The organism is Lentzea aerocolonigenes, assembly GCF_000974445.1.
In the GTDB taxonomy this organism is placed as follows: domain Bacteria; phylum Actinomycetota; class Actinomycetes; order Mycobacteriales; family Pseudonocardiaceae; genus Lentzea; species Lentzea aerocolonigenes.
Window position 1 is genome coordinate 63,373 of sequence record NZ_BBOJ01000020.1, and the last position, 22,800, is coordinate 86,172.

24 protein-coding genes are annotated in these 22,800 nt (G+C 69.2%); 12 read left to right on the forward strand and 12 right to left on the reverse strand.

The window, feature by feature from the left end; genetic code table 11:
• The first annotated feature begins 137 nt into the window (after nt 1-137).
• The 8 genes from AOM45_RS34425 (at nt 138) to AOM45_RS34460 (ending at nt 5,966) form a co-directional block, all read left to right on the forward strand.
• Nucleotides 138-638, forward strand: coding sequence for an amino-acid N-acetyltransferase (locus tag AOM45_RS34425; protein ID WP_081902576.1), 501 nt, complete (start codon nt 138-140; stop codon nt 636-638).
• A gap of 63 nt (nt 639-701) precedes the next feature.
• A complete protein-coding gene (locus AOM45_RS34430; protein ID WP_236703927.1) occupies nt 702-1,553 on the forward strand; it encodes a MerR family transcriptional regulator in 852 nt (283 codons plus the stop codon).
• The gene (locus tag AOM45_RS34435) at nt 1,537-2,328 is read left to right on the forward strand and encodes a hypothetical protein (protein WP_030471797.1); all 792 of its coding nucleotides are present in this window, start codon (nt 1,537-1,539) and stop codon (nt 2,326-2,328) included. The genes AOM45_RS34430 and AOM45_RS34435 overlap by 17 nt, the downstream gene beginning before the upstream one ends.
• Before the next feature lie 94 nt (nt 2,329-2,422).
• Complete coding sequence (locus tag AOM45_RS51940) at nt 2,423-2,833, forward strand: hypothetical protein (RefSeq protein WP_030471796.1); 411 nt, start codon at nt 2,423-2,425, stop codon at nt 2,831-2,833.
• Nucleotides 2,830-3,984: a YcaO-like family protein gene (locus AOM45_RS34445; protein WP_051784397.1), complete on the forward strand. Its 1,155-nt coding sequence runs from the start codon at nt 2,830-2,832 to the stop codon at nt 3,982-3,984. Before AOM45_RS51940 ends, AOM45_RS34445 begins: the two co-directional genes overlap by 4 nt.
• A gap of 5 nt (nt 3,985-3,989) precedes the next feature.
• Nucleotides 3,990-4,643 carry a nitroreductase family protein gene (locus tag AOM45_RS34450; protein WP_030471794.1) on the forward strand — a complete coding sequence of 218 codons (654 nt, stop codon included), beginning with the start codon at nt 3,990-3,992 and terminating at the stop codon, nt 4,641-4,643.
• An 83-nt stretch (nt 4,644-4,726) separates the two neighbouring features.
• Nucleotides 4,727-5,194: a phospholipase gene (locus tag AOM45_RS34455; RefSeq protein WP_030471793.1), complete on the forward strand. Its 468-nt coding sequence runs from the start codon at nt 4,727-4,729 to the stop codon at nt 5,192-5,194.
• A 226-nt stretch (nt 5,195-5,420) separates the two neighbouring features.
• Complete coding sequence (locus AOM45_RS34460; RefSeq protein ID WP_030471792.1) at nt 5,421-5,966, forward strand: GNAT family N-acetyltransferase; 546 nt, start codon at nt 5,421-5,423, stop codon at nt 5,964-5,966.
• Between the two features lies 1 nt (nt 5,967).
• Here the strand turns inward: AOM45_RS34460 and AOM45_RS34465 are convergent, their stop codons facing one another.
• A complete protein-coding gene (locus AOM45_RS34465; RefSeq protein ID WP_030471791.1) occupies nt 5,968-8,349 on the reverse strand; it encodes a DNA translocase FtsK in 2,382 nt (793 codons plus the stop codon).
• A gap of 148 nt (nt 8,350-8,497) precedes the next feature.
• Between AOM45_RS34465 and AOM45_RS34470 the strand changes: the two genes are divergently transcribed.
• Nucleotides 8,498-9,241, forward strand: a complete 744-nt coding sequence (locus AOM45_RS34470; RefSeq protein ID WP_236703933.1) for a lysophospholipid acyltransferase family protein — start codon at nt 8,498-8,500, stop codon at nt 9,239-9,241.
• Here AOM45_RS34470 and AOM45_RS34475 read toward each other — a convergent pair.
• From AOM45_RS34475 to AOM45_RS34485, 3 genes are read right to left on the reverse strand one after another with little or no spacing between them, the layout of a single operon-like run.
• Nucleotides 9,138-9,818 carry a hypothetical protein gene (locus AOM45_RS34475; protein ID WP_030471789.1) on the reverse strand — a complete coding sequence of 227 codons (681 nt, stop codon included), beginning with the start codon at nt 9,816-9,818 and terminating at the stop codon, nt 9,138-9,140. The two genes, AOM45_RS34470 and AOM45_RS34475, sit on opposite strands and share 104 nt — an antisense overlap.
• Nucleotides 9,819-9,861: 43 nt before the next feature.
• The gene (locus tag AOM45_RS34480) at nt 9,862-10,638 is read right to left on the reverse strand and encodes an alpha/beta fold hydrolase (RefSeq protein WP_030471788.1); all 777 of its coding nucleotides are present in this window, start codon (nt 10,636-10,638) and stop codon (nt 9,862-9,864) included.
• A gap of 9 nt (nt 10,639-10,647) precedes the next feature.
• On the reverse strand, nt 10,648-13,419 hold the full coding sequence (locus AOM45_RS34485) for an AfsR/SARP family transcriptional regulator (protein ID WP_051784396.1): 2,772 nt from the start codon (nt 13,417-13,419) through the stop codon (nt 10,648-10,650).
• Between the two features lie 136 nt (nt 13,420-13,555).
• Between AOM45_RS34485 and AOM45_RS51255 the strand changes: the two genes are divergently transcribed.
• The gene (locus AOM45_RS51255) at nt 13,556-14,170 is read left to right on the forward strand and encodes a class I SAM-dependent methyltransferase (protein WP_030471786.1); all 615 of its coding nucleotides are present in this window, start codon (nt 13,556-13,558) and stop codon (nt 14,168-14,170) included.
• Here AOM45_RS51255 and AOM45_RS34495 read toward each other — a convergent pair.
• The 8 genes from AOM45_RS34495 to thyX all read right to left on the reverse strand — a co-directional run bounded on the left by AOM45_RS34495 (nt 14,167) and on the right by thyX (nt 21,288).
• The gene (locus tag AOM45_RS34495; RefSeq protein WP_030471785.1) at nt 14,167-14,961 is read right to left on the reverse strand and encodes a F0F1 ATP synthase subunit A; all 795 of its coding nucleotides are present in this window, start codon (nt 14,959-14,961) and stop codon (nt 14,167-14,169) included. The genes AOM45_RS51255 and AOM45_RS34495 overlap by 4 nt on opposite strands.
• Nucleotides 14,962-15,037: 76 nt before the next feature.
• Nucleotides 15,038-16,717 (reverse strand): ribonuclease J, encoded by a 1,680-nt coding sequence (locus AOM45_RS34500; RefSeq protein WP_030471784.1) that lies wholly within the window; start codon nt 16,715-16,717, stop codon nt 15,038-15,040.
• Nucleotides 16,714-17,610, reverse strand: a complete 897-nt coding sequence (gene dapA, locus AOM45_RS34505) for a 4-hydroxy-tetrahydrodipicolinate synthase (RefSeq protein ID WP_030471783.1) — start codon at nt 17,608-17,610, stop codon at nt 16,714-16,716. The genes AOM45_RS34500 and dapA overlap by 4 nt, the downstream gene beginning before the upstream one ends.
• 19 nt (nt 17,611-17,629) lie before the next feature.
• Nucleotides 17,630-18,241 carry a TIGR03085 family metal-binding protein gene (locus tag AOM45_RS34510; protein WP_030471782.1) on the reverse strand — a complete coding sequence of 204 codons (612 nt, stop codon included), beginning with the start codon at nt 18,239-18,241 and terminating at the stop codon, nt 17,630-17,632.
• 8 nt (nt 18,242-18,249) lie between these two features.
• Nucleotides 18,250-18,663 carry a hypothetical protein gene (locus AOM45_RS34515; protein WP_030471781.1) on the reverse strand — a complete coding sequence of 138 codons (414 nt, stop codon included), beginning with the start codon at nt 18,661-18,663 and terminating at the stop codon, nt 18,250-18,252.
• 2 nt (nt 18,664-18,665) lie between these two features.
• Complete coding sequence (locus tag AOM45_RS34520; protein WP_030471780.1) at nt 18,666-20,105, reverse strand: serine/threonine-protein kinase; 1,440 nt, start codon at nt 20,103-20,105, stop codon at nt 18,666-18,668.
• A 71-nt stretch (nt 20,106-20,176) separates the two neighbouring features.
• Nucleotides 20,177-20,578 (reverse strand): ACT domain-containing protein, encoded by a 402-nt coding sequence (locus AOM45_RS34525; protein WP_030471779.1) that lies wholly within the window; start codon nt 20,576-20,578, stop codon nt 20,177-20,179.
• Nucleotides 20,579-20,583: 5 nt separating this feature from the next.
• Complete coding sequence (gene thyX / locus AOM45_RS34530) at nt 20,584-21,288, reverse strand: FAD-dependent thymidylate synthase (RefSeq protein ID WP_030471778.1); 705 nt, start codon at nt 21,286-21,288, stop codon at nt 20,584-20,586.
• 68 nt (nt 21,289-21,356) lie between these two features.
• Here thyX and AOM45_RS34535 point away from each other — a divergent pair, with 68 nt between their 5' ends.
• A complete protein-coding gene (locus tag AOM45_RS34535) occupies nt 21,357-21,872 on the forward strand; it encodes a toxin-antitoxin system HicB family antitoxin (protein WP_030471777.1) in 516 nt (171 codons plus the stop codon).
• A gap of 5 nt (nt 21,873-21,877) precedes the next feature.
• Nucleotides 21,878-22,777 carry a DUF4097 family beta strand repeat-containing protein gene (locus AOM45_RS34540; protein ID WP_030471776.1) on the forward strand — a complete coding sequence of 300 codons (900 nt, stop codon included), beginning with the start codon at nt 21,878-21,880 and terminating at the stop codon, nt 22,775-22,777.
• Nucleotides 22,778-22,800: the final 23 nt, after the last annotated feature.

Genomic DNA, 22,800 nt, shown 5'->3' on the forward strand with positions numbered 1-22,800 from the left:
CCTCCAGAAGCAGACTACAGGCCTCAGAATGCGAATAAGTCGCACAGAGCAGCTCGAAGGTATCCACACAGGCCCACTTCAGGAGGTTTGCCACTGGCTCGCGACCGACTCGACGGGCCAGCTCATACTTGACCACTGTGACCAGTGGGGTAGTCGTGCGGCGCGCCCGCACCAGCGACGTGCGTGCCATGAAGGCGTTGATCGACGGGTACGCGGGCAAGGTCCTGCTGGCCAAACCCCTGGTCACGCTGTACGAGGCCGTCCAGGAGTTCTGGGTGGCCGAGGAGGACGGCGAGCTGCTCGGCTGCGGTGCCCTGCACGTGATGTGGGAGGACCTGGCCGAGATCCGCAGTGTGGCCGTCTCCCCCATGGCGCTCGGCCGCGGCGTGGGGCACCGGATCGTGGCCCAGCTGATCGCGACGGCCAGGGAGCTGCAGCTCGCGCGCATCTTCGTGCTGACGTTCGAGACCAAGTTCTTCAACAAGCACGGCTTCGTGGAGATCGACGGCACGCCGGTGAGCCCCGAGGTCTACGAGGAGATCATGCGATCGGTGGACGAGGGTGTCGCCGAGTTCCTCGACCTGAGCTACGTGAAGCCGAACACGCTCGGCAACAGCCGGATGCTCCTGGAGCTCTGACTATTCGAGTAAATACTCGAATAGTCTTGACTCGATGAACCAGGGCGCGTCAGGATCTGTGCCGTGCCCGAATCGCTGACCGTCGACGAGCTCGCTGCCCGGATCGGCCTGCCCAGCAGCACCATTCGCATGTACCAGACGAAGGGTGTGCTGCACGCGCCGAGAAGGCAGGGGCGCGTGGCGTACTACGACGCCTCGCACGTCGAGCGGTTGACGTTGGTCCAGCGGTTGCAGCAGCGGGGGTTCTCGCTGCCGGCGATCGCCGAGCTGATCTCGGCGCGCGAGAAGGGCGAGTCGGTCGCCGCGGTTCTCGGCATGGGCGAGACCGAGGGGCCCGACGACTGGGTTCGGATCAAGGTGCGCGACATCCGGCACCTCGTTCCGATGGGAGACGTCCAACCGCGACTCCTCCTCCGGGCTATGCGGTTGGGCTTGGTGCGGTGGAAGTACGGCTGGCCGCACGCGCGTCGCTGGGCACTCGAGGCGGGCGGCAGGCTCGCCGGCCTCAGGGTGCCCAGCGATGACGTCATGGACAGCTTCACGCGCCTGCGCACGGCGACCGACGCGGTGGCGGCGGACTTCGTGCGGTTGTTCGAGCGTCAGTTCTGGCCGGAGCTCGCCCGCAAGGCCGGTGACGAGAACCAGCTGGAGAACGTGCGGGCGCTGCTGGTCGAGCTGACGTACACGGCGGAGACCGCGGTGGTGGGGACGCTGCGGGAGTCCATCCGGGACGCGGCCGAGGAGTTCGCGTCACGGCACGGGTTGCTGCCCAGCGACGAATTCCAGCCCGCGTGGGCGGAGCAGCCGTTGCCGCCGATCGCCGAGAACCTCATGGATCCGGCGGGAGATCTGCCGAGCGAGCAGGAGATCGAGCGCTTCCTGCAAAAGGGGGACGAGGATGAGCCTGATCGCTGATCCCGCGTGGCAGGCGCAGATACGAGACGAAGGCCTGGTCGTGTACGCGGGGGCCGACCTCGCGTACCTGATTCCGGACCTGCCCGGGGCGGTGGCCGTGGCGCTGGCGGGACTGTTCGAGCCGGTTTTGAGGGGAGTGGCTCGAACGGTCGACGAAAGCCGGTTGGGGGAACCGGTGCGCCGGCACGTGGCCCAGCTGAGGACCCTGGGCGCTCTCCGCCCGGCGGGGTTGCCGACCGACGACCGCGAGCCCTTGGGGATCGGCACGCGGTTCGTCGGAGAGGCGCCCGCCGGGCTGGTGGAGCGGTTGCCGCACGACGACGATCCGGACCTCCTGCTCGTCGTGCGGACCACGGGCACGTTGGTCGACCTCGTCGAGGTGGCGCGCGAGACGAAGGTTCCGCATCTGTTGCTGGACCTCGCGTACCACCACACCGCCGCGATCGGACCGTTCGTGGTTCCGGGCGCCGGAGCGTGCCTGGCCTGCCTCGCGGTGCGCGCGGGGCGGCGGTGGGGAGATCCGCCACCTCCCCCGCAGCCGGCGGCACTGACGTTCGACTTCCCGATTTCGCTTGCGCTGCAAGCGGTTCAGAACATCCGCAACGGCTCGTTGGCGCTGCTGGACGCGGTCGTGACCGTCAACCTCGACGAGTTCACGACGACGCGCGAGAGCGTGCTGCCGGCCGCCGACTGCGAGGTCTGCCCGAAGGTCGAGTTCGGGCGCGTGACACTTCCTTGGGGGCACCATGAACGGGACAGCAGCCCGGTTACCTGACCAGTTCTCACCCGGTGCGGCCGCCGCCAACGCCGCGACGCCCACCTGTTGCTGTTGTTGTTGCTGTTGCGCGGTTTCCTCGGTCGGTGCGGCTGTGCACATCCCGGCAGCGCTGCACCAGGACACCAAGGAGCTGCCCGAACCGGGCACGCGCAGCGCGATCGTCCTTCCCGCCGCGCTGTTCCCTTTGCTCGTCGTGGTGCTGCCGTTCGCGACGGCGGGCGCGGTCTTCGACCTGCACTGGGGATGGTGGGTCGGGGGCCTGGGCGCGGCGCTGGCGTGGGCCGTGGCGGCGGGGTTCCTCGCACGGTCGCCGAAGCCGTGGGCGAGCGTGGTGCGGCTGCTCGGCTGGATCCTGCTGTGGTGCCTCGAACCGTTCGTCGCGTTGCCGCTGCTGGTGGTGCTCTCCGCGGGCACGCACGTCGCGGTCGGTGCGGTGATCTACGTCGGCGGCGCACTGGCGTTCGGGTACTGGCTCTTCCGGCACTACCGGAGGAAGTCGTGAAGACCGTCGCGGAGGCGCTCGTCGAGCGCGCGGTCGGGTGGCGGCAGGGTGTGGTGTCGCAGCTGCACCCCGTGCCGCACAGTCTGTCCGATGTGGACGTCGAGGGCTGGGCCGCGGTGCCGGAACCGTTCGCCACCGGCGGCACTTCCGGTGGCACCAGCAGGGTTGCCGCGATCGCCGAGGCGCTGGAACGGCACGCCGCCGCGCGGGCGCCGCTGGAGATCGCCACGGACGGGGCGTGCTGGCCGCTGGAGCACTTCAGCCTGCACACGGTCGAGCAACGCGTGCGCGGCGATTACCGCTACCGCAAGGGATACGTCGACACGAAGTACACGCGGGCGTGGACGTTGCCGGGCAACGAACCGATCCGCGTGCCCGCCGGACTGGTGGGTCTGGACGCGTCGCACGGGCTGCCCACGACGTCGTCCGGGCTCGCGGCCGGTCCGTCGACGACCAGTGCGTTGCTGCGGGCCGTCCAGGAACTGGTCGAGCGCGACGCGTTCACCACGACCTGGCTGCACTCCATTGCGCCCCAACGGTTCTCGGCCGATCTCCCGCACGGCGCGCAGGCGTTCGACCTCACGCCCGCCTACAGCCCGCACCCGGTGATCGCCGTGGCGGGTTCGCTGCCGATCGCCGGAAAACCACGTCCCACGCTCGGCCTCGCCTGCCGCGCGACGGTCGCGGACGCGCTGCGGAAGGCGTACGAGGAGTGGGTGCAGGGCACGGTGTTCATCGAGGTGTGGCTGGCGCGCAACGGCGACCGGCCCGTCGAGGAGGCCACCGACTTCGACGAGCACGCCGTGTACTACGCGACGCATCCGGAGAAGTGGGACGCTCTGCCGTGGTTCTCCGGCATCGAGACCGACCCGCCGCCCGATGCCGATTCACGCGGCACGGCAGCGGAACTGACCGAACTGGTGCACGCGCTCGACGGCGCGGGCATCCGGCTCGCCTACCGCGAGCTGACGACACCGGAGCTGTCCGCCGTCGGACTGCACTGCGTCCGCGTCCTGTCCCCCGACCTCGCGCCGCTGCACGCCGACCACCGCTGGCCCCACCTCGGCGGCCGCGCACGGGAGCTGGACTGGCGCTACCCGCACGCCTCACCGGGCGTGTTCCCCAATCCCGCACCACATCCGCTGGGGTGAGGCCGATGTTCGACGACTTCTGGGCGGCCAGCCGGTTCTCGCCGCTGCACCAGCGCAGGCTCGGCGAGCGGCTGCGCGACTTCCGGCCGCAACCACCGCTGGTCGACCCGCTGGAGCTGTCCACCGCGCCACAACCGCTGCCCAAGCCTCATGACCGCCTGCAGAAGCTGTTCCAGGCGCGGAAGAGCACGCGGGAGTTCACGGACAGGCCGTTGACCGACAAGCAGCTCGGCACCGTCCTCGGCGCACTGGGCGACCACAGCTTCCCGTCCGCCGGCGGCCTGAACCCGTTGCGCTGCTACGCCTTCGTGAACGGGCGCGCGGTCCGCTACGACATCAGCCGGCACGCCCTGCAGGACATCGGCGCCGCACCCGGGAACCTCGCGGAGATCCTCGGCACTCCGGAGGTCCCGCCGCTCACGATCGTGCTGGTGCTGAAGGACGACGAGGGCTTCGAGAAGTACGGCGAACGCGCCGGCCGGTTCGGGCTGATCGAGGTCGGCGCCGCGGCCCAGAGCATTTGCCTCCGTTTGGCGGAACAGAAACTCGGCGGCTGTCTGCTCGGCGGAGTAGCCGACAACGAGATGCTTCACTCACTCGGCTTACCCCGCGAACTTCGCGTGGCCACAGCGATCGCGTGCGGTCACATGATCACCTGACGTTCATCAGATCGTGTCTACCGAGGACAGTCGATCACCGCTACAACAAGGCGAGACCCTGCTCACATCCCGAGGAGCTCGCCATGTCGAAGACCCTGCGTTCGGCATTCGTGGGTGCCGCCGCGTCCCTGGCCCTGATCTTCACGGGCGCCCCGGCCCAGGCCGTGGACATCGTCGCGGTGACCGACGACTACCTCTACACCAAGACACTCAGCCAGTTCACAACACTGCGCGCGCAGCAGCCCTACGCCGGCGAGCTCGACTGGTCGTCCGACGGCTGCTCGTACTCGCCGGACAACCCCTTCGGGTTCAAGTTCCTGCCGACCTGCTACCGGCACGACTTCGGCTACCGCAACTACAAGCGGCAGTCGCGGTTCAGCGAGGCGAACCGGCTGCGGATCGACAACAACTTCAAGTCCGACATGTACAAGGTCTGCGGCAGCAACTGGGCGTGCAAGCGGACGGCCGACATCTACTACGCGGCCGTGCGCGAGTTCGGCGGCACCGCGTCGTCCACGGCGAAGAGCCTCCAGCAGGCCGGCTTGAAGTAGTCCGGCTTGAAGTAGTCCGGCCTGAAGTAGTCCGGCCTGAAGTAGTCCGGCCTGAAGTAGTCCGGCCTGAAGTAGTCCGGGCCCGAAGCAGCCCGGTCTGACGTAGCCCGGCCCGAAGCAGCCCGGCCCGAAGCAGCCCGACTGAACTGTCAGACCTCCGGAGTACGTTGAAACGCAGGGGTTCCCGATCAAGGGGGACCCCTGCGTCAGCTTTGGGGGATGACCGATGAGCACCGACCACGACCGACTCGCACCCGTCACCTGGCCGCCCGCCCCGATCAAAACCGAGCGCCTGGTGCTCCGCGAGTCGGCACCCGAAGACCGGGCGACGTTCATCGACCTGTTCACCTCACCAGAGGTGGGCACCTACATCGGTGGCCCCCACCAGCGAGACGAAATGGAGCGCACGGCGCCCGAGGTGCCGGGCCGGCGCTTCGGCTGCTTCGTGGTCGACCTCGACGGCGCGATGATCGGCATGATCTCGTTCGACCGGCGCACCCCCGCCAGTTCGGGGCTGTTCCTGCCGGAAGGCGGCGAGGCCGAGCTCGGCTACCTGTTCCTGCCGCGGTCGTGGGGTCACGGGTACGCCGCCGAGGCGTGTGCGGCGGCGCTCGACTGGTTCCACGGCAGCCATCCCGGGGAGCCGGTGGTGCTCACCACCCAGACCGCCAACCAAGCCTCGATGCACCTCGCGGCGAAGCTGGGCTTCACCGAGGTCGACCGGTTCGAGGAGTTCGGCGCGGAGCAGTGGTTCGGCGTGCGGGCCGGGTGACCTACTCGTCGTCGGCGGGGCCGCCTCCACGCATCAGGTAGATCACGGACTCGAGCTCGTCCGGCTTGATCAGCACCTCACGTGCCTTCGAGCCCTCGGACGGGCCGACCACGCCGCGGGTCTCCAGCAGGTCCATGAGGCGCCCCGCCTTCGCGAACCCGACGCGGAGCTTGCGCTGCAGCATCGACGTCGAGCCGAACTGCGACGTGACGATCAGCTCCGTCGCCTGCACGAGCAGCTCCAGGTCGTCGCCGATGTCGGCGTCGATCTCCTTCTTCTCGCCCGCCTTGGCCGCCGTGACGCCGTCGGTGTACTCGGGCTGTGCCTGGTTCTTGGTGAACTCGACGATCGACGCGATCTCCTCGTCGCCGACGAACGCGCCCTGGATGCGCACCGGCTTCGACGCGCCCATCGGCAGGTACAGGGCGTCGCCCATGCCGATCAGCTTCTCCGCACCGGGCTGGTCGAGGATGACCCGCGAGTCCGTCAACGACGACGTCGCGAACGCCAGGCGGGACGGCACGTTCGTCTTGATCAGACCGGTGACGACGTCCACGGACGGACGCTGCGTCGCCAGCACCAGGTGGATGCCGGCCGCGCGGGCCTTCTGCGTGATGCGCACGATCGCGTCCTCGACGTCTCGTGGCGCGGTCATCATCAGGTCGGCGAGCTCGTCGACGATCGCCATGATGTACGGGTACGGCCGGTAGACGCGCTCGGAACCGGGAGGCGCGGTGATCTCGCCGGACTTCACCTTGCGGTTGAAGTCGTCGACGTGGCGCACCCGGTTGACCTGCATGTCCTGGTAGCGCTGCTCCATCTCCTCGACGAGCCACGCGAGCGCCGCCGCCGCCTTCTTCGGCTGCGTGATGATCGGCGTGATCAGGTGCGGGATGCCCTCGTACGGCGTCAGCTCGACCATCTTCGGGTCGATCAGGATCATCCGGACCTCGTCCGGCGTCGCGCGGGCCAGCAGCGACACCAGCATCGAGTTCACGAACGACGACTTGCCGGAACCCGTGGAGCCCGCGACCAGCAGGTGCGGCATCTTCGTCAGGTTCGCGGTGACCATGTGGCCCTCGATGTCCTTGCCGAGGCCGATCACCATCGGGTGCGTGTCCTTGACCGTGGACGGCGCGCGCAGCACGTCGCCCAGGCGCACCATCTCGCGGTCGCTGTTCGGCACCTCGATGCCGACGGCGGACTTGCCGGGAATCGGGGCCAGCAGGCGCACGTTGTCCGTCGCGACGGCGTACGCGATGTTCTTGGTCAGCGCGGTGATCTTCTCGACCTTCACGCCGGGGCCGAGCTCGACCTCGTACCGCGTGACCGTCGGGCCACGGGTGAAGCCGGTGACCTGGGCGTCGATCGAGAACTGGTCGAGGACGCCGGTGATGGCCTCGATCATGTGGTCGTTGGCCTTGCTGCGGGTCTTCGGCGCGTCGCCGTCCTTGAGGACGTTCGGCGGCGGCAGCTGGTACTCGCCCTCCACCGCGCGCACGGCCAGCGCCGGAGCGGAAGCCTTCTTCTCCTTCGCGGCAACGGGTTTCGGCGCGGGCTCCGCGGGCTCTTCCAGCGGGAGCTCGGCCTGCGGCTCCTCCTCGACGGGCGCGGCTGCCTGACGACGCCTGCTGGGCCGGCGCAGGCGAACCGGCTTCGGCTCTTCTTCTTCGTCGGTCTCGGCTTCCGGTTCCTCCGGCCGTTCGCGGTGCACGAGCGCACGAAGTCGCTGCGGCACCTCACGAACCGGCCAGTGCAGCAAGCAGAGGAGGCCGAAAACGAAGATCAGCATGAGCAGCGGGCCCGCGACCCACGGCGTGAGGCCCTGCGCGAGGAACCCGCCGGCCAGGTACCCCAGCGCACCGCCCGCGTCACGACGCGCCAGCGGGTCCATCGGCAGGCCGCCGATCAGGTGGAACATGCCGAGCACGCCGATGCCGATCAGCACGCCGCCGACGACCAGCCGGAAGCGCTCCTCGGGCTTCGCGTCGGTGCGCATCAGCGTCACGCCGATGCCGAGCAGCACGACGGGAACGATCACCGCCGGGAACCCGACGGAGCTGCGCACGGCGACGTCGACCCACTGGCCGACCGGGCCGCCCGCCTGCCACCACACGCCCGCGCCGGTGATGAACGCGAGCGCGATGAGGAACAGCCCGATGCCGTCCCGCCGGTGTTCGGGGTCGAGGCCCTTGGTGCCGGTGATCGCCCGCACCACGGTGCCGACACCGCGTCCGATGCCGCCCCACACGGCGCTGATCGCGCCACTGCTGCTCTTCTTGCGCGGAGCGGGCTTTCTGGACGCGGCCGATCGCGCCCGCGGCTTGGCTGGTGCTTTGCCGCGTGACGTGGTCTTTCTCGAAGTCCCTGTACGCCCGGCCATGTGTATAAGGTAGTCCCTCGCGTCTCACCAGCCCCGTTTGCAACTGGGACGCGTGCGAAACCTCATGGTTCCCCGGATCCCGCACGGTGTCGTTTCGACACGCCGTACGCTGCCCCGCGTGTCCACACCGCTCTTCTGGCGCGTGCTCATGGCGATCGACCGTGGCTTCGTCGCGCTGACCGGCAAGCTCGAGGTGTCCGGCGACGTTCCTCCGGAGCTGCTCGGCAAGCCGTTGCTGCTCGCTTCCAACCACATCGGCAACCTCGATCCGTTCGTGCTCATCGCCGCGTGCCGCAAGATCGGCATCAATCCGCGGTTCATGCTCGCGGGCGGGTTGCTCGACGCGCCGATCATGGGCCCGGCGCTCAAGGCGTGCGGCCACCTGCGCGTCGACCGCAGGTCCGCCAACGTCGGCGAGGCGATGCACCGCGCCGTCGAGGCGTTGCAGTCCGGCGGCGACCCGATCGCCGTCTACCCCGAAGGCAAGATCACGCTGGATCCCGGCATGTGGCCAGAGCGCGGCAAGACCGGTGTCGCCCGCATGGCGCTGGGCGGCGGCATCCCGGTGATCCCGATCAGTCAGTGGGGCGCCCACGAGGCCGTGTACTGGGGCAACCTGCACGTGTCGGGCTGGAAGGACTTCCTGCCGTACCTGACGTCGTGGCTGTCCGCGATCCGCAAGCGGCCGACGTTCAGGGTCCACTTCGGCAAGCCGGTCGAGCTGTCGGACCTCTCCGCGGAGACGATGGGCGACGCGCGCCGGGCCCACGAGCGGATCATGCTCGCGATCACCGAGGGCCTGGTGCCGCTGCGTCTCGACGAGCCGGACCTGCCGAGGTTCCACGACCCGACGCGGCCGACGACCGGTTCCTCCCCCTGGCGGCCCGCCTGATCGAGTAGGCGATCACCGTGACGAGCATCGTCATCGGCATCGGATTGCCCACGACGAGACTCAGCGCGAAGTCGATCGCGGGAACGACCAGGGCCAGCACGAACGCGGCGGTGCCCGCCGTGGGCAGCTTGATCTTCGGATCCGCCCACGGCGTGCGCTTCCACGGCTTCGCGACGCTGAGCCACGTCTGGAACGCGATCGCGCCGATCATGAACCCGGTTCCCACCGGCATCCACGCGCTGACGTGGCCTTCCGAAGCCGCCTGCAGGTTGCCGCTCAGGATGAAGATCCCGATGTACAGCTGGCTGACGGTGATCGCGAACTTCGCGAGCACCCACCAGTGCCGGAAGTAGCCCCACGGCGTCGTCGCGCTGAGCATCATGCCGGTGAACGCGCTGGTGTTGGCCATGATCGCGAGCACGTTGTGGTCCAGCACCCGCGCCATCCTGAACGCGTTGACGTCGCTCGTCTTCATGCCGTGGAGCAGCAACGCCAGCAGTGCCACGGCCTGGCTGAGCCAGCCGACCGAGCTCACGACGTGCAACCACACCAACAACGTTCTCGCGCGCTTCGCCATGACATGTAGCGTGCCTACACGTCAGGGCGAAGCGCATCAGGGATCACCCTGACTGAGCCACCCGGTCCAGCCACTCGCCCATGAGCGCGTCGAACAGCACCGGCTGGTCGATCTGGAGGTTGTGCCCGGCCGTGTCCAGCACGACGAACGACGCGTAGGGGTAGTGCGGCAACAACAGGTACACGTCCTCGTACCCGGTGGCGTTGTCCTGGCGTCCAGTGAGGATCAACGAGGGGCCGGAGTAGGTGCCGAGCTCCGGCCCCTCCGAGAGCTCCCACCGCTCGTAGATCCGCACCATCGCCTCGCGGTCGGCGATCTGCAGTCCGGGCAGGATCTCCTCGGCGAAGCGCCGCGCCGTCTCGGCCGTGCGCACCACGGCCAGGCCGTCGAACTGCGCGGCCAGCGCCGGGTCCAGCTCGACGCCGTCGGACCGGCGGACCTCGAACTCCGGCAGCGTCCGGTCGGGCGAGAAGAGGTTCGTGCCGATCGGGCAGATGAGCGCCAGCCCGCGCACCTGGTCCGGGCGGCGGTGCGTCAGGGCGCGGGAGAGGTAGCCGCCGTACGACTCGCCGACCAGCAGGAACGGCTCGGCGCCGATCTCGGCGTCGACGAACTTCTCCAGCGCCGCGAGGACGTCGTCGCTGGAGTCGATCCCGTCGGCCGGCGACTTCCCCATCGCGGGCAGATCGGGGTACAGGCGCCGGTAGCCCGGCCTGGTCTCGAAGAACGGTTCCAAGCAGCCCAGCATCAGGCGGTGGTCAGGGGTCCAGCCGTGAATGGCGAGCACCGGAGTGCCCGCGCCGTGTTCTACGAAATGCACACCGCAGTTCTATGCCAACTCGTGCAGCCGTGCGCGCACTTCCGGCACAAGAGGGTGGTCGTAGTCCTCGTAGATCGCCAACGCTTCGAGCAGGTGCGTCCGGGCCACGTCCGGCTGCCCGAGGCTCGTCTCCCCCAAGCCGTGCAACGCTTCCGCGAGACTCTTGCGGTCGCCGAGCACACGCAGGAAGCCCAGCGCGTTGCGGAACACCTCGCGCGACTCGACGCGCCGGCCGAGCTTGCACTGCGCCCAGCCGATGCTGACCAGCGCCATCGCCTTGCCGTGCACGGCGTCGTGCGAGTCCATCAGCTCGAACGCCCGCCGCGCCGCCGCCAGCGACGCCTCGTGCTGGCCCGCCGAACGCAGGATGTCGCTCAGGAACAACCTCGTGCCGCCCTCGCCGAACCACGAGCCGGCCTCGGCGTGCCGGTCCAGCGCCTCGCCGAACCTGTCGATGGCGAGATCGAACTGGCGCAACCCGCCGTACGCCATGCCGAGCCCGGTGAGGCTCCACGCGGCACCGACGCGGTCGTCGATCTCGCGCCGGATCGCCAGCGCGCGGTCGAAGAGCTCCAGTGCGTCGGCGAAACGCTGGCCGCGGAAGGCGGCGAGACCCTGGCCGTGCACCGCCCACGCGCGGGCGGCCTGGTTGCCGTCACGGGCGGCCGCGCGTTCGGCGACGCGGTACGTGCGGGTCCACTCGTCCAGCGCGCTCGAGACGATGAAGTAGTTCCACAGCGCCACCGGGATCTGCCACGCCGTGGGCGAGTGCTCCTCCTCGGCGAGCTTCGCCACCGCCAGCAGGTTCGAGGACTCGGTGCGGCACCAGGTGAACGCCTCGTCGTGCGATGCGAAGTCCTGAGTGGACAGTGGAGGCAGCAGGAACGACGGGTGGTCGGGTGGCGCGATGACGGTGCCGGCCGCGTTCGCGGTGTCGAAGTACCACCGCAGCAGGCGTTTCACGGCCTCGTCGCGCCCGTCCGGCGACTCCTCCGTGGCGCTGAGCTCCGTGGCGTACAACCGGAGCAGGTCGTGCAGCCGGAACCGTCCGCGCGCGACCTCCTCGATCATGTGGCCGCCCGTCAGCACGTCCAGCAACGTCCGTGCGCGCGACACCGGCACACCGGCCAGCGCGGCGGTGGCGGCGAGGCTGATCTCGGCGCCGGGATGCAGGCCGATCAACCGGAACATCCGCGCCGCGTCCGGCTTCAGCGCCAGGTACGACCACGAGAACGCCGCCCGCACGGCCGTGTCCTCGTCGTCGCCCGTCGCCAGCACGTTCAACCGGTCGCGCTCGTCGGCGAGGTCGTCCGCCAGGTCCGCCAGCGTCAGGTGCGGCCGCGTGACGACGCGTTCGGCCGCGATCCGCACCGCCAGCGGCAGGTGCCCGCACAGCTCGACGAGCTTGGCGGCGGCCTCGGGTTCCGCCGCGACCCGGTCCGAACCCACGGCGGACGTCAGCAGCGCGAGCCCTTCGTCGGGCGTCAACGTCGAGAGCGTCAGCGAATGGGCACCGTCGCGCGCCACGAGCCCGCCGAGGTGGTTGCGGGAGGTCACCAGCACCATCGACGACGACCGTCCCGGCAGCAGCGGGCGCACCTGCTCGGCCAGCCGGGCGTTGTCGAGGAGCACCAGGACCCGTTTGCCCGCCAGCACACTGCGGTAGAGCGCGGACCTCGCGGGCAGGTCGTCCGGGATGCGTTCGGCCGGCACGCCGAGGCTCTGCAACAACTGGTGCAACGCGGCGGCGGGCTGCACCGGCGGTGCCGACGCGTCGAAACCGCGCAGGTCGACGTGCAGCTGCCCATCGGGGAACCGGGCGGCCACCTGGTGCGCGAACCGGACGGCCAAGGCGGTCTTGCCGACGCCACCGGTGCCGGTGATCGCGACGAGCACCGGCGAGTGGTCGCTCGGGACGGCCTCGGAGAGCTTCACGAGCTCCTTCTCGCGGCCGGTGAAGTCGCGGATCTCGTGCGGCAGCTGGACGGGGACGAGCGCGGGCTCGGCCGGTTCCGGCTGCGGGTCGTGGCGGCCGACGAGGAGTTGCTCGTGGACCTGGCGCAGTTCGGGCCCCGGCTCGATGCCGAGCTCCTCGATCAGCAGCCGGCGCAGGTCCGTGTAGACGGCGAGCGCCTCCGCCTGCCTGCCACCGCGGTACAACGCGGACATCAGCAGGCCGTGCAGCCTCTCTCGCAGCGGATGCGCACTGACCAACGTCGCCAGCTCCGCCGCCACCTCCGTCTCACGCCCGACGGACAGCATCAGCGCTGCACGTTGCTCCACGGCCGTGAGCCGCAGTTCGGCCAGGCGCGCGCGTTCCACCGCAGCGAACGGACCCGGCACGCCGTCCAGAGCGACACCCCGCCACAACCCGAGCGCGGCGTCGAACGCGGCGATGGCTTCCGCGGGCCTGTCGCGCAGCCGCCCGGCCTCGTCGAGGTGCGTGCGGAACAGGGCGGCGTCGGAACTGTCCGACGGCAGCTTCAGCAGGTATCCAGCGTCCGTGGAGAGCAGCACGGAACTGGGCGCGCGCGAGGCCCTGCCCGGTTCGAAGAGACGGCGCAGTCCCGCGACGTACGTGTGGATGCCGTTGTCCGCGCTGGCGGGCGGCTCGTCACCCCAGACGGCGTCGATCAGCTCACTGCGGGACACGACGTGGTTGGCGCGCAAGGCGAGCACGGCGAGCACAGCTCTCTGCCGCGGTGGCCCCAGGGTGAGCTCCTGGCCGTCCACCGTCGCGGCGAGCGCGCCCAGCAAGCTGACGCGCAACTCGTTCTGCACCTTTGTCCCAACTCCGTCGCTGTCCGCAGCCATCCAGCAACCTACCGTCAGTTTTCGTCCAGAAGCCATCCAGAGTCCGTGCAGAGGGCTTCTCCACACTTCACACAGGTGGATTGGGCCGAAATGAGGGGCGGAGATGAACGCGGCCGAGGTCTTCGACACGCTCGGACTGGAATACCAACGGGCTTGGTCGCACCAGCCCGCACTGCACGGCACCCTCGCCTGGTTCGCAGCGACCCAGCCGTCGGGCTCGCGCGTGCTCGACATCGGCTGCGGCACGGGCGTCCCGGTGGCGCGGACGCTCGCCAAGGCCGGCATGAAGGTCACCGGCATCGACGTCTCCCCGGTGATGGTCGACATCGCGACCGACCAGGTCCCCGACGCCGCCTTCCACAAGATCGACGTCCGCGACTTCGAGTCGCCGGCCGGCTCGTGGGACGTCATCTGCGCGGTGTTCTCGCTGCTGCAGATGCCCCAGGCCGAGATCATCCAGACCCTGGGTCGCGTCTCGGCGTGGCTGCGGCCGGGCGGCCACTTCTTCCTGGCCACCGTGGCGATCGACGTCGAGCAGGTCACGCTGCCGTGGATGGGCCAGGAGATCGAGGTGTCGTCGTTCTCCGAGGAGAACTTCGAGAAGCACCTGGGCGACGTGGGCCTGCGGGTCGTGCGCCGGAGCCGTCCGGTGTTCACACCGTCGTTCCCCGGCGCGACGCCCGAAGAGTCACTTCACCTGGTGTGCCAACGACCTTAGTGCTGTTCGGCGAGCGCCCGGCCGATGAAGTGCGCTGACAGCAAGGCGAAGATGTACGCCTGCAACACCTGCACGAGCGCTTCGAGGAAGATCAGCCCGATCGCGAGCGCGAAGCCCAGCACCGACACCGGCTTCAGCCAGACCGGGCCGTGCAGCAACAGGAACTCCCCGCCGAGCGTGAACACCAGCACCAGCAGGTGACCCGCGAACATCGCCGCGAACACCCGGATCATGAGGTTCAGCGGGTCGAAGAAGAACTTGAGGATGACCTCGGTGGGGATCAGCAGGCCCCACAGCACGCCCTTCGGCACGCCCGGGATGATGAACTGGTTGCGCAGGTAGCCCCTGAGCCCGAACTTCCTGACGCCCACGAAGTGGTAGAGCGGGTAGATGATCACCACCACGGCGAACGGGAACCCGCTGTGCGTGAACGTCGGGAACTGCACGAAGGGGATCAACCCGTAGAGGTTGTTCACCAGGGCGAAGCAGAAGATGCTGACGATCAGCGGCACGTACGGCGCGAACTCCTTGGCGCCGATCTGCTCGCGCGCGATCGTGTTGCGGCCGAAGTCGTAGACCGACTCGGCGGCGAACTGCCACCGGGACGGGACGAGTTTCAGGTTCCTCGTGGTGATCAGGAAGAACCCCATGATGATCGCCACGGACAGGAACAGCAGGACCAGTGCCTTGTCCACCACGAAATCGATCGGAATTCCGAACGGGTGGTGCCAGGTGAAGATCGGCGGAAGGAAGATGTCTTCCTTGCCCGGTGGTGCGAAAACATCGGCCATGAGGCGACCCCCTCGTCCATGGTCTGGAGTTAGACCTTAGCGGACGAGGGGGACGCAGATCACAGCAGGGTCACGTTCAGACCGGAATGACCGTCGGCACGATCATCGGCCGGCGCCGGTACGTCTCCGCCACCCAGCGCCCGACAACGCGCCGCACGGCCTGGGCGACCCGGTGCGTGTCCGTGATCCCCTCCGCCTCGGTCCGCGCCAGCTCCATCTCCACCAGCGGCACGACCTGGTCGAGCGCCTTGGGGTCGTCGGAGAACCCGCGCCCGGAGATCGTCGGCGCCGTGACGGCACGCCCGGTCGTGGTGTCGATGGCGACGGAGATCGAGATGAAACCGCCCTCGCCCAGCACCAGACGATCGGACAAAGTGGACTCACCGACGTCGCCGACCGACAGGCCGTCGACGTAGACGTGGCCCACCACAACGCGTCCGGACACCGCGGCCTTGCCGTCGACCAGGTCGACGACGACGCCGTCCTCGGCGATCACCACGTGGTCCTCGGCGACACCGGTGGCGACGGCCAGCGCGGCGTTCGCGCGGAGGTGGCGCCACTCGCCGTGCACCGGCATGACGTTCGACGGGCGAACAGCGTTGTACAGGAACAGGAGTTCGCCGGCCGGTGAGTGGCCGGAGACGTGGACCTTGGCGTTGCCCTGGTGCACCACGGTCGCGCCGAGCTTGGCGAGACCGTTGACCACGTTGAAGACCGCGTTCTCGTTGCCGGGGATCAGCGACGACGCGAGGATCACCGTGTCGCCTTCGCGGATCGAGATCTGCCGGTGGTCGCCGCGGGCCATGCGCGACAACGCCGACAGCGGCTCGCCCTGCGACCCGGTGGAGACGAAGATGACCTCGTCCTCCTCCATCCGCATCGCCACGTCGAGGTCGACGAACAGCCCGTCCGGCACGTTCAGGAAGCCCAGCTCGGCCGCGATGCCCATGTTGCGGACCATCGAGCGGCCGACGAACGCGATCTTCCGCTTGTACTGGACCGCGACGTCCAGCACCTGCTGCACGCGGTGCACGTGCGAGGCGAAGCAGGCGACGATGACCCGCTGGCGCGCCTTGCGGATCACGTTCTCCAGCACCGGGCCGATCTCGCGCTCCGGCACCACGAAACCGGGCACCTCGGCGTTGGTCGAGTCGACCAGGAACAGGTCCACGCCCTCGTCGCCCAGGCGGGAGAACCCGGCCAGGTCGGTGAGGCGGCCGTCCAGCGGCAGCTGGTCCAGCTTGATGTCACCGGTGTGCAGCACGAGCCCGGCCGCCGTGCGGATCGCGATGGCGAGCGCGTCCGGAATGGAGTGGTTGACGGCGAAGAACTCCAGCTCGAACGGCCCGTAGGTCGCGCGCTGGCCTTCCTTCACCTCCACCAGCTTCGGCGTCTGGCGGTGCTCGCGGCACTTGGCGGCGAGCAGTGCCAGCGTGAAGCGGGAGCCCACGACCGGCACGTCGGGACGCAGCTTGAGCAGGAACGGGACCGCGCCGATGTGGTCCTCGTGGCCGTGCGTCAGGACGATGGCGTCGATGTCGTCGAGCCGGTCCTCGATGGCGCGGAAGTCGGGCAGGATCAGGTCCACGCCCGGTTGGTCGTCTTCGGGGAAAAGAACGCCGCAGTCGACCACGAGCAGCCGGCCGGCGTGCTCGAAGACGGTCATGTTGCGGCCGACCTCGCCGATTCCGCCGAGTGCGACGACCCGCAGGCCGCCTTCCGGCAGGGCGGGCGGCAATTCGGTCGATTGGGTCACGCGTTTACTCCCAGTTCGGCCGCGATGGCCTCGATGTCCTCGGCCGCGGCCGGCACCAGCGGCAGACGCGGGTCACCCACGTCCAGTCCGCGCAGGCGCAGCGCAGCCTTCGTGTACGTCACGCCGGGGACCCGGCGGAAGGGTCGCAGCAGCGGCAGCAGCGACTCGTGGATTTCTTTCGCCCGGGCCACGTCCCCGGCTTCGTACGCGTCGACGAGATCCCGCAGCCGGTCCGCCGCGAGGTGACCGATGACGCTCACGAACCCGACGGCGCCCACGGACAGCCACGGCAGGTTCAGCGGGTCGTCGCCCGAGTAGTAGGCGAGATCGGTCGAAGCGATCACCCGGCTGCCCGCGTGCAGGTCGCCCTTCGCGTCCTTCACGGCGAGGATCCGCGGGTGTTCCGCCAGGCGCAGGAGCGTGTCGACCTCGATCGGCACGACGGCGCGCGGCGGGATGTCGTAGAGCATCACCGGCAGCTCCGACGCGTCGGCGACGGCGGTGAAGTGCGCGAGCAGGCCCTCCTGCGGCGGCCGCGAGTAGTAGGGCGTCACGACCAGTGCGCCGTGCGCGCCCGCCTTCTCGGCCTGCTGCACCAGGTGGATGCTGTGTGCGGTGTCATAGGTGCCCGCGCCGGCGACGACGGTCGCCCGGTCGCCCACCGCCTCGACGACGGCCGTGATCAGTGCGGCCTTCTCGCGGTCGGTCGTCGTCGGGCTCTCGCCGGTCGTGCCGTTCACGACCAGCCCGTCGTTGCCCAGGTCCACCAGGTGTTTCGCCAGCTCCTGCGCCTTGGGCAGGTCGATCTCGCCGCGCGAGTCGAACGGCGTGACCATGGCGGTGAGAACGCGGCCGAACGGGCGGTTCGGCCCTGCGTAGGGGCTTGCAGGCATGCGCAGAAACTACCCGAGTTCAGACACTTCGGTTCAACGACCGCACGCGTTCGACCGCGTCGGCGTCACCGCTGTACTCGACTCGGGCCTGATCGCGCCCGAACGCGAGCATCACCAGCTCCGACACCTCGCCCGTGATCACCACGCCGTTCGCACCGGGCTTGGCCACGATGTGCTCGCCATCAGGCCGTACCAGCGTCACGCCCACAGGCGACGACTTGTACGTCATGCGCGCGGTGAACGGCAGCAGCTTCCACAGCACCTTCTCGCGACGAGCGTCGTACGGCCGTGGCTCCCAGTCCGACTGTGCGCGCCGCACGTCCTCGTGGTGAACGAAGTACTCGCCCGTGTTCATCAGGTCGTCGACCGGCTGGATCCAGAACGGCGGTGTGCGCACCAGGTCGAGGAGCTCGCTCCACGCCTTGTGCGTGTAGTCCTCCTGGACCTTCTCCGTCCACTTCGCGAACACCGGCAGCACGATGCCGGGCGCGGTGTCCGGGCGTCGCTCGCGGATCGCGAGGTGCGCGGCGAGGTCCTTGGTCAGCCAGGTGCCGCACAACGTGGGCGCGTCGGGGCCGAGCTCGGTCATGAGGTCGACGAGCGCCTTGCGCTCGTCGCGGGCGAGACCCACACCTACTCCTAGGGCTCGTTCGGCTTGTAGCAGCCGGTGAAACCGTCCGGCTTCGCGGACTTGTCCGCCAGCAGCTTGACCACCTGGTCGCGGTTCAGGTTCTCCGGGTAGCCGGGCCAGTCCGGTTCCTGTCCGTTGACGTGCAGTTCGTCCAACCAGTATCCCGACTGACCGGAGGTCTTGGCGAACTCCAGGTCGCAGCCCTTGACCCGCACGACGACCTCGATGGTCTTCTCCGAGGACTTGACCGTGCGCTTGCCGATCTTCTTGGACTTCTTCGACGTCTCCGTGCTGGCCGGGCCGGGGTTGGTGAAGCCGGCGGCCTTCAGCTCGGAGACGAACTTGTCCTCGTTGCTCGCGCACGCCGACATGGCCGCCGCGCAGCCCAGCACCAGCAGAGCCGAGCCGATCCTTCTCTTCACCGTCAGTTGTCCTTCTTCGCGCTGATGGTGCTGTTCAGCTGGCTGCCGTCCTTCTTGGCCGCCACGCAGTAGATGCGGCGTTCCGCGCTGTCGTTCTTGTCCTTCTTCCACGCCGTCTCGGTGGGGATCAGCGTGGTGAGCTTGAGCTTCCCGCCCTCCTTGACCCACTGCGACTTCAGCGTCAGCTCACAGCGCGCGACACCGAGGTTCGTCAGCGCCTCGACGCCGGGGTAGGTCGAGTCGGGCAGGCTCGAGTTCACCGGCAGCGTCTCGACGACGTCGAACACCTCGAAGTCGTGCGGCTTGTCGCAGTCCTCGCGGGTGTCCGAGTCGAGCTGCTTGGTCGGCGCGACCGCGCCGTTCCCGCAGACGTTCTCGGAGAGCCCGAAGACCGGGACCTCACCACCCTCGCCGTAGGTCAGCGTGTTGCTGCTGCCGCCACCCGGCGCCGTGAACCAGCTGTGCGCGTAGATGCCGCCGGTGAACGCGGCCGCCGCGATGGCGACCACACCGACGATCGCGAGGATGCGGTTGCGCTTCTTCTTCGCGGGGTCGACGGGCGCGTTCTGCTGGTACTGCTGCGTGGCCTGCGGCGGGATCCCGGTGGGCGGCGTCGGCTGGTTGCCGATGCTGGCGAGCATCGCGCGGGCCTGCGGGCCGGACAGCCGGGCGTTCGGGTCGGCGATCAGCAGACCGGTGATCACGGCGCCGAGCACGCCGGTGGCCCGTGTCAGGCGCGGGGTCTCGCTCATGATCGCGTGCAGCGTCGAGGCCGTGGACGAGCGCTCGAACGGGCTCCAGCCCTCGACGGCGTAGCAGAGCGTCGCACCGAGCGCCCACAGGTCCGACGCGGGACTGGCCTCGTGGCCGTGGATGCGTTCCGGCGCCATGTACGCGGGCGAACCGATGAGGCTGCCGCTGGTCGTCAGGCGCGGGTCGTCGACGGCCTGCGCGATGCCGAAGTCGGTGAGCTTGAGCTTGCCGTCCGGGCGGACCATCAGGTTGCCGGGCTTGACGTCGCGGTGCACGATCCCCGCCGCGTGCGCGGTCTCCAGCGCGGACAAGGCCTGCAGCGCGATCGACACGACCTGGTTCGGCGGCATCGGGCCGTGGGCGCTGATCAACGTCGACAGCGTCGCCGCCTCGACCAGCTCCATGACGATGTACGTCGTGCCGTTCTCGTTGATGGCGTCGTAGACGGTCACGATGCCGGGGTCGTTGAGCTTGCCCGCGGTGCGCGCCTCACGCAGAGCGCGCTCTTCGAGCACACGGCGTTCCTCGTGCGCGATGCCGTCTGGCAGGTGCAGTTCCTTGATCGCGACGAACCGTCCGATGTGGCGGTCCTGCGCACGCCACACGATGCCCATGCCACCGCGGCCGAGCTCGGCCACCAGGGCGTACCTGCCGGCGATGACGCGCGGTTCGACTGCCTGTCCGTGCAACGTGGCGCTCCTACAACGATGAGCCGGGGGCGTTGACGGTACTTCAGACCCGCCACACGGAGGATCGGTTCCTACGCTTCCGGTGCTACAACCAGTTCGTGACCTGCGGCACGCAACGCCAGCACGGCGCGGCCGAGGTCCGTGTGCTTCACGAGCAGGTGGTCCGTGTCGTATGTGGACACCGCGAACAGGGAGACGCCGGCGGCCGCGAGTTCGCCCGCCAGGGCGGCCATGATGCCGGTGAGGGTGAACTCCAGCGGGCCGCGCACGGTGAGCAGCCGCCAGCCCTCTTCCGCGTTGTCCACAGGCATCTCGAACGACGAGGGCGCGATGATCGACATCTCGTCCGGGGTCCTGGTCACCGACACCAGCACGTCGGTCAGGTCGAGCAGCCCGGCGGGGACTCGGGCGTCCGCCGCCAGGCGCGTGACCGTGTACTCGCCAGGGCGGACGTCCACGATGAGCCGCTTCATGGGCGTCAGCCTTCAACCACCAGTGGGCTCGAAGCAACTTCTGTGCCGTCCGGGAGTGTCGAGATCACGAAGTCCGCGAACGCGTTCGGCGCGGCCTTGATCAGTTCCCGCAGGCAGGCGACCGCGAGCTCGCGCAGTTCGACGTTGATGTGCTCCGTCGCGCGCATCGCGATGAAGTGCCGCCACGAGCGGTAGTTGCCCGTGACGACGATCTCGGTGCCCGTGGCGTTGGGCAGCACGGACCGTGCGATCTGTCGCGCGCGTCGGCCGTTCACGGTCTTTTCGAGGCTCTGCACCAAGTCCTCGTACGCCCGCAGGCTCGCCTCGGTCGCGGCGACGAACCGCGCGTGCAGCTCCGGGTCCTTCGCGATCAGCTCGGGCTCGACGACGTCGGTCGGGTCGGTGCGCTGGGAGAGCTGCGAGTACGAGAAGAGCCGGTGCCGCACCAGCTCGTGGGTGAGCGAACGCGGCAGCTCGGTCAGGTAGAGCGTGGCACTGGCGTGCTCGAACGCCGCGAGGTGGCCGACGTCGAGCAGGTGGTGCAGGAACGTCGCGTTGGTGTTCGTCAGCGGGTTCGAGCGGTCCCACGACTGGTAGCAGGCGCGGCCGGCGAACTCGACCAGCGCCGCGCCGCCGTCCGCGTCGGTCGTCCACGGCACGTCGTCCGGCGGGATGAACTCGGTTTTCGCCACCAAGCGCACTCTCGGCATGGCCCGGACACTAGTCCTGATGTCAGGCGGTGGTTGCGCGACGCCAGATGTGACGTCATAGTGGTGTCATGGATCTGTCGCCGTACATCGCGTCACTGCGCGAGGACCTGGCGACGGCCGCATCAGCGGGGGACGAGAACACCCGTCGAACGGCCGCCGCGTTGTCCGCAGCGCTTGAGCCAGCCGCGCGACTGGCAATCATGAACGCACTGTCGGACCTGGCCGCGGAGGTCACCGCCTCCCTGGAAGGCCAGGTCGTGGAGGTTCGCCTGGCGGGCCGCGACGTCCAGGTGGTCGTCACGGGGTCGGTGGAACCGGAGCCGGAGCCCGGCCCGCGTCAGGACGTGCCGAACTTTGGCGCAGGTGACGCCACGGGTGACATCAGCCGCATCACCCTGCGCATGATCAACGAGCTCAAGTCGAAGGCCGAGGCCGCCGCCGCGGCCCAGGGCGTGTCGCTGAACTCGTTCATCCAGCAGGCCGTGGGCGGCGCGGTGCACGGCAAGCACAAGCATCACGGACACAAGGGGTGGCAGGGCAACACGGGCTCCGGCTCGCGTGTCCGCGGATGGGTGCAGGGGTGAGCGGGATGACCGAGGAAACCGAACCGACAGGCGTGGTGCGTCAGCAGAGCTTCGAGTTCGCGGGGATCGCCGAGATCGACATCTCGCTGCTCAGCGGCCGGGTGCAGGTGCACCTGGTCGACGAGCCGGGCGTGCACGTCGAGGTCCGGCACGACCCGACCGCGGGCAACTCGTGGACCGAGGGACTGTCGAGCGTGCTCAGCTGGGTCAGCGGCCAGTTCGGCCCCGACAAGACCGCTCCGGTCGCCGGTCCCGAGGAGGCCGTGCGCGAGGCACGCGTCGAGCTGCTGGGCAACCGTTTGCGCATCGAGTCGTCGAAAGCGCTGCCGTTGCGCGCCGTGCCGCTGTCGGTGGTGGTGACGGCGCCGGTCGGGTCGCACGTGTCGTCACGGACCGGCGCCGCCGACGTGAGCGTCACGGGCGGAGCGGGCCGGCTCGACCTCAACACCGGCACGGGCAGCGTGTCCGCCGACAGGGCGACCGGCGAGGCCAAGGTCAACTCGGGCGCGGGCACCGTCCGGCTCGGCACGATGCTCTCCTCGCTGAAGGCCAAGACGGGCAGCGGTGACGTCGAGGTGTCGTCCGTGGGCGGCACGACGACGCTGATCACCGGAACCGGCGACGTGTGGCTGGGCGCGGTGCAGGGCAACGTCCAGGTCCGCACCGGCAGCGGCGACCTGACCGTCGCCGACGCCGCGTCCGGCGAGATCCAGCTCGGCACCGGGTCCGGCAACATCCGCGTCGGCATCCGCCAGGGCACGCTCGCGCGCATCGACCTCGTGTCGACGTCCGGCAACGCCCGCAGCGACTTCGAGGTCTCCTCGCAACCGCTGGGAGACGCCTCTCTCACCGTCACAGGCCGCACGGGCAGCGGCAACGCCCTCGTAACCGCCGCCGCAAACTGACCGGGGGGTCGGAAAAAAGGTTA

What these genes read in the sequence shown, in the direction of transcription:
- AOM45_RS34435 (WP_030471797.1), top strand. Translation starts at nt 1,537, where the DNA reads ATGAGCCTGATCGCTGATCCCGCGTGGCAGGCGCAGATACGAGACGAA.
- AOM45_RS34450 (WP_030471794.1), top strand. Translation starts at nt 3,990, where the DNA reads ATGTTCGACGACTTCTGGGCGGCCAGCCGGTTCTCGCCGCTGCACCAG.
- AOM45_RS34455 (WP_030471793.1), top strand. Translation starts at nt 4,727, where the DNA reads ATGTCGAAGACCCTGCGTTCGGCATTCGTGGGTGCCGCCGCGTCCCTG.
- AOM45_RS34460 (WP_030471792.1), top strand. Translation starts at nt 5,421, where the DNA reads ATGAGCACCGACCACGACCGACTCGCACCCGTCACCTGGCCGCCCGCC.
- AOM45_RS34465 (WP_030471791.1), bottom strand. Translation starts at nt 8,349, where the DNA reads ATGGCCGGGCGTACAGGGACTTCGAGAAAGACCACGTCACGCGGCAAA.
- AOM45_RS34470 (WP_236703933.1), top strand. Translation starts at nt 8,498, where the DNA reads ATGGCGATCGACCGTGGCTTCGTCGCGCTGACCGGCAAGCTCGAGGTG.
- AOM45_RS34475 (WP_030471789.1), bottom strand. Translation starts at nt 9,818, where the DNA reads ATGGCGAAGCGCGCGAGAACGTTGTTGGTGTGGTTGCACGTCGTGAGC.
- AOM45_RS51255 (WP_030471786.1), top strand. Translation starts at nt 13,556, where the DNA reads ATGAACGCGGCCGAGGTCTTCGACACGCTCGGACTGGAATACCAACGG.
- AOM45_RS34495 (WP_030471785.1), bottom strand. Translation starts at nt 14,961, where the DNA reads ATGGCCGATGTTTTCGCACCACCGGGCAAGGAAGACATCTTCCTTCCG.
- dapA (WP_030471783.1), bottom strand. Translation starts at nt 17,610, where the DNA reads ATGCCTGCAAGCCCCTACGCAGGGCCGAACCGCCCGTTCGGCCGCGTT.
- AOM45_RS34525 (WP_030471779.1), bottom strand. Translation starts at nt 20,578, where the DNA reads ATGAAGCGGCTCATCGTGGACGTCCGCCCTGGCGAGTACACGGTCACG.
- thyX (WP_030471778.1), bottom strand. Translation starts at nt 21,288, where the DNA reads ATGCCGAGAGTGCGCTTGGTGGCGAAAACCGAGTTCATCCCGCCGGAC.
- AOM45_RS34535 (WP_030471777.1), top strand. Translation starts at nt 21,357, where the DNA reads ATGGATCTGTCGCCGTACATCGCGTCACTGCGCGAGGACCTGGCGACG.
- AOM45_RS34540 (WP_030471776.1), top strand. Translation starts at nt 21,878, where the DNA reads ATGACCGAGGAAACCGAACCGACAGGCGTGGTGCGTCAGCAGAGCTTC.